The following is a 4,796-nucleotide window of genomic DNA, read 5'->3' on the forward strand; positions in this document are numbered from 1 at the left end:
CCTCACCGACACCGGCCCCTATGCGCCGGAGGGCGCGGCGATCGGCCGGCGCGCGCTGCGCAACGCCTCCCTCGGCTACCTCGCGGCGGCCGATGCCGCGGACGGTGCGGCGCGGGCGCGCGCGCAGTTCGACGCCGGGCGCAACATGACCGACGTGCTCGCGGCCCTCGGCGTGCTGTCGCGCCTCGACACGCCGGCGCGGGCCGAGGCCTTCGCCCGCTTCTACGACCGCTGGCACGCCGATCCGCTCGTGCTCGACAAATGGTTCGCGCTCCAGGCGGTCTCGCCGCTGCCGGACACGATCGCGCGGGTGCGCGCGCTGATGCGCCACCCCGATTTCGACCTGCGCAACCCCAACCGCGTGCGCGCCCTGATCGGCAGTTTCTGCGCCAACCAGGTGCATTTCCACGCCGCCTCCGGCGAGGGCTACGCGCTGCTGACCGACACCATCCTCGCCCTCGACCCGCTCAACGGCCAGGTGGCGGCGCGCATGGTCACGCCGCTCGGCCAGTGGCGGCGGCAGGATGCGGCGCGTCAGGGGCTGATGCGCGCGGCCCTCGAACGCCTCCTCGCCGTGCCGACGCTCAGCGCCAATGCGCGCGAGATGGTCAGCCGCAGCCTCGGCTGAGCAAGGGGCGGACGGCTGAGACGAAACGGGCGGAGACCGCGATCTCCGCCCGCCTCGCCGTTCGTCGGGGAAGCGTGCTTACCGCGCCGCGGCCTTCGCCACCGCCCGCTTCGCCATCACGCCCACCAGATGCGCCCGGTATTCGGCGCTGCCGTGGATGTCGCTGTTGAGGTCGCCGGCCGGCGTCGCCACGCCCGCGATCGCGTCGGGCGTGAAGCTCTTGGCCAGGGCCGCTTCCATCGCCGTGTGGCGGAACACGCCGTTCTGTCCCGCGCCCGTCACCGCGACGCGCACGCCGGCGGCGGTCTTGGCGACGAACACGCCGACCATCGCATAGCGGCTCGCCGGGTTGCGGAACTTCTCATAGGCGGACTGCTTCGCGAACGGCAGCGTGATCGACACGATCAGCTCGTCCGGCTCCAGCGCGGTCGTGAACATGCCCTGGAAATAGTCGTCGGCCTTGATCTCGCGGCGGTCGGTCTTGATCGTGCCGCCCAGCGCCAGCACCGCCGAGGGATAGCACGCCGCCGGATCGTTGTTGGCGAGGCTGCCGCCCATCGTGCCGCGATGGCGCACGGAGATGTCGCCGATCCAGCTCGCCTGTTCGGCGAGGCCCGGGATGTGCGTCGTGACCTCCTTGCTCGCGGCGATGTCGGCATGGCGGGTCATCGCGCCGATCACCAGCGCGCTGCCTTCCACCTTGATGCCCGTCAGGCCGAGCTTGCCGAGATCGACCACCGTCGCCGGCTTGTTCAGCCGCTGCTTCAGCACGGGGATGAAGGTCTGCCCGCCGGCCAGCGCCTTCGCGTCCTCGCCGCCCATCGCCTTGACCGCCTCGGCGACACTGGTCGGTTTCGCGTAAGCAAAATCATACATCGTCGCGTTCCCTATTCAGCCGCCATGCGCGGCGCGTTGGCATGGATAAGCTGCCAGACCTTCGCCGGGGTCGCCGGCATGTTGAGGTGCCGCACGTCGTAGTCGCGCAGCGCGTCGACGACGGCGTTGATCACCGACGGCGGGCTGCCGATCGCGCCCACCTCGCCGCAGCCCTTCACACCCAGCGGGTTGTGCGTGCAGAGCGTGACCTCGGTGCCGACCGAAATGTTCGGCAGGTTGTCGGCGCGCGGCATCGTGTAGTCCATGAAGCTGCCGGTCTGCAGCTGCCCGCTCTCGTCATACAGCGCGCATTCCATCAGCGCCTGGCCGATGCCCTGCGCGACGCCGCCCTGCACCTGCCCCTCGACGATCATCGGGTTGATCACCCGCCCCACGTCATCGACGGCGGTGAAGCGGACGACCGTCGTGGTGCCCGTCTCCGGATCGATCTCCACCTCGCAGACATGGCAGCCGCCGGGGAAGGTGAAGTTCTTCGGATCATAGAACGCCGTCTCGTCGAGACCGGGCTCCAGCTCCTCGATCGGATAGTTGTGCGGCACATAGGCGGTCAGGGAAATCTCCGCGAACGCCTTGGACTTGTCGGTGCCGGCGACGCTGAACTTGCCGTCCTTGAACTCGATGTCGTCGACCGACGCCTCCATCAGATGGGCGGCGATCTTCTTGCCCTTGGCGATAATCTTGTCCGTCGCCTTGACGATCGCGCTGCCGCCCACCGGCAGCGAGCGGCTGCCATAGGTGCCCATGCCGAACGGGATCTTCGCGGTGTCGCCGTGCACCACCTCGACCTGCGAGGCGGGGATGCCGAGCTGCTCGGCCACGATCTGCGCGAACGTCGTCTCGTGCCCCTGGCCGTGGCTGTGCGTGCCGGTGAACACCGTCACGCTGCCGGTCGGATGCACGCGCACGTTGGCGACCTCGTACAGCCCCGCCCGCGCGCCCAGCGCGCCCGCCACCGCCGACGGCGCGATGCCGCATGCCTCGACATAGGTGGACACGCCGATGCCGCGCAGCTTGCCCTTCGCCGCCGCGGCGCGGCGCCGCGCGTCGAACCCGTCCCAGTCCGCCGCCTTCAGCGCCGAGGCCAGCGTCGTCTGGTAATCGCCGCTGTCGTACTGCAGCGCGACCGGCGTCTGGTACGGGAAGGCATCGGCGGGGATGAAGTTGCGGCGGCGCAGCTCGATGCGGTCGATGCCGGTCTCGCGCGCCACCACGTCCACCAGACGCTCCAGGAGGAACGTCGCCTCCGGCCGCCCGGCGCCGCGATAGGCGTCCACCGGCACGGTGTTGGTGAACACCGACTTCACCTCGGCATAGATCGCCGGCGTCTTATACACGCCCGCCAGCAGCGTCGCGTACAGGTATGTCGGCACGCTGGTCGCGAAGGTCGACAGATAGGCGCCCATGTTGGCGAGCGTGGAGACGCGCAGCGCGAGGAAATGCCCCTCCGCGTCCACCGCCATCTCGGCCTTGCTCACATGGTCGCGGCCATGCGCGTCGGTCATGAAGGACTCGCCGCGCTCGGACGTCCACTTCACCGGGCGGCGGATCTTGCCGGCGGCCCAGGTGACGGCCGCTTCCTCGGCATAGTGGAAGATCTTGGTGCCGAACCCGCCGCCCACATCCGGCGCCACGACGCGCAGCAGATGCTCCGGCAGGTGCAGCACGAACGCGCCCATCAGCAGCCGGATCACGTGCGGGTTCTGGCTGGTGGTGAACAGCGTGTACTCGCCGCTGCTCGCGTCGTAGTCGCCGATCGCCGCGCGCGGCTCCATCGGGTTCGGGATCAGGCGGTTGTTGACGAGATCGAGCGCGACGATCTTGTGCGCCTTGGCGAATGCCGCATCCACCGCCGCCGCGTCGCCGATATGCCAGTCATAGCAGACGTTGCCGGCGACATCGTCGTGCACCAGTGCCGCGCCCGGCTTGATCGCGTCGAGCGTGGAGGCGATCGCCGGCAGGTCCTCATAGTCGATGACGAGCAGTTCGGCCGCGTCCTTGGCCTGCTGGCGGCTCTCGGCGATGACCAGTGCCACCGCGTCGCCGACATAGCGCACCTTGCCGATCGCCAGCACCGGGTGCGGCGGCTCGGCCATCGGACTGCCGTCCTTGTTGTGGATCTGCCAGCCGCACGGCAGGCCGCCGAGCTGGTCGGCCTCGACGTCCTTGCCGGTGAACACCGCGACGACACCCGGCGCGGCCGCGGCGGCGGCGGTGTCGATGCCGCGGATGCGCGCATGCGGACGGTCGGACCGCTTGATATAGGCATAGGCCTGGCCGGGCCGGTTGATGTCGTCGGTGTAGTTGCCGTGGCCGCTGATGAAGCGGTGGTCTTCCTTGCGGCGCATCGAGGCGCCGATTCCGTCGTGACCCATGACGTCCTGTGTCCCCGTTTTATGTCGCCGCTCGTTGGCGGCCGGCACGCCTGGCCGTCGGGCCGCCTTATTCGGCGGCTTGCGCGACCTGCGCGCCGTGCATCAGCGGCCACGCGGCGGCGATCGCCTTGACGATGTTATGATAGCCGGTGCAGCGGCAGAGATTGCCCTCCAGCCCCTCGCGGATCTCGGCCTCGGTGATGCCCCCGGGATGCTGGCGCACCAGATCCACCGCCGCCATCACCATGCCGGGCGTGCAGAAGCCGCACTGCAGCGCGTGATGCTCGCGGAACATGTCCTGCATCGGATGCAGCGTGCCGTCGGACTTCGCCAGTCCCTCGATCGTGGTCACCGACGTGCCGTCCGCCTGCAGCGCGAGCATGGTGCACGACTTCACGGCCTCGCCGTCCACGTGCACGACGCACGCGCCGCACTGGCTGGTGTCGCAGCCGACATGCGTGCCGGTCAGCGACAGCTTCTCGCGCAGCAGTTCGACGAGCAGCGTGCGGCCTTCGACTGCAACCGTGTGTTGCTTGCCGTTCACCGTCAGGGAAACCTGAGGCATGTATCCCTCCAAGATTTGACGCAGCACCTCGGCGGTCGCGCGGCCGCCCGGCGTGATGCGCGGACTATGCGCAGCCGGCATGCAGTTGGTCAAACCTTGACGGGATGCAAGCAGAGGCGATCCGGACTGCGCCGCGACTACGCGCTGCACTACGCCGCGCCGGGCTACGCACACGCCGACCACTGTCGCGTCGGGTCGTTATATTCAATTAAATATTGCGACCGCTGCGCCGGACGCGGGACGGTGCCGTTGCGAGCAAGGAACGGTCTGGCGGCGTGCTCGCCGCGTGCGGGCGCATGCGGCGGCGTGCGCGCCGGCCGGCCGGCGGTGCAAC

The 4,796-nt window shown here is 69.4% G+C and carries 4 protein-coding genes; 1 reads left to right on the top strand and 3 read right to left on the bottom strand.

Going from position 1 to position 4,796, the window contains the following annotated elements:
• The coding region (locus tag B8460_RS06360; RefSeq protein ID WP_048860744.1) for an aminopeptidase N C-terminal domain-containing protein at positions 1-628 on the top strand (628 nt) is incomplete at its 5' end.
• Between the two features lie 78 nt (positions 629-706).
• Here the strand turns inward: B8460_RS06360 and B8460_RS06365 are convergent.
• From B8460_RS06365 to B8460_RS06375, 3 genes are all read right to left on the bottom strand, one after another.
• Complete coding sequence (locus tag B8460_RS06365; RefSeq protein WP_048860745.1) at positions 707-1,504, bottom strand: FAD binding domain-containing protein; 798 nt, start codon at positions 1,502-1,504, stop codon at positions 707-709.
• Between the two features lie 11 nt (positions 1,505-1,515).
• Positions 1,516-3,897: a xanthine dehydrogenase family protein molybdopterin-binding subunit gene (locus B8460_RS06370; RefSeq protein WP_048860746.1), complete on the bottom strand. Its 2,382-nt coding sequence runs from the start codon at positions 3,895-3,897 to the stop codon at positions 1,516-1,518.
• A 67-nt stretch (positions 3,898-3,964) separates the two neighbouring features.
• Positions 3,965-4,462, bottom strand: a complete 498-nt coding sequence (locus tag B8460_RS06375) for a (2Fe-2S)-binding protein (RefSeq protein WP_048860747.1) — start codon at positions 4,460-4,462, stop codon at positions 3,965-3,967.
• Positions 4,463-4,796: the final 334 nt, after the last annotated feature.

Source organism: Acidisphaera rubrifaciens HS-AP3 (assembly GCF_000964365.1).
Taxonomy (GTDB): Bacteria; Pseudomonadota; Alphaproteobacteria; order Acetobacterales; family Acetobacteraceae; genus Acidisphaera; species Acidisphaera rubrifaciens.

What these genes read in the sequence shown, in the direction of transcription:
- B8460_RS06365 (WP_048860745.1), bottom strand. Translation starts at nt 1,504, where the DNA reads ATGTATGATTTTGCTTACGCGAAACCGACCAGTGTCGCCGAGGCGGTC.
- B8460_RS06370 (WP_048860746.1), bottom strand. Translation starts at nt 3,897, where the DNA reads ATGGGTCACGACGGAATCGGCGCCTCGATGCGCCGCAAGGAAGACCAC.
- B8460_RS06375 (WP_048860747.1), bottom strand. Translation starts at nt 4,462, where the DNA reads ATGCCTCAGGTTTCCCTGACGGTGAACGGCAAGCAACACACGGTTGCA.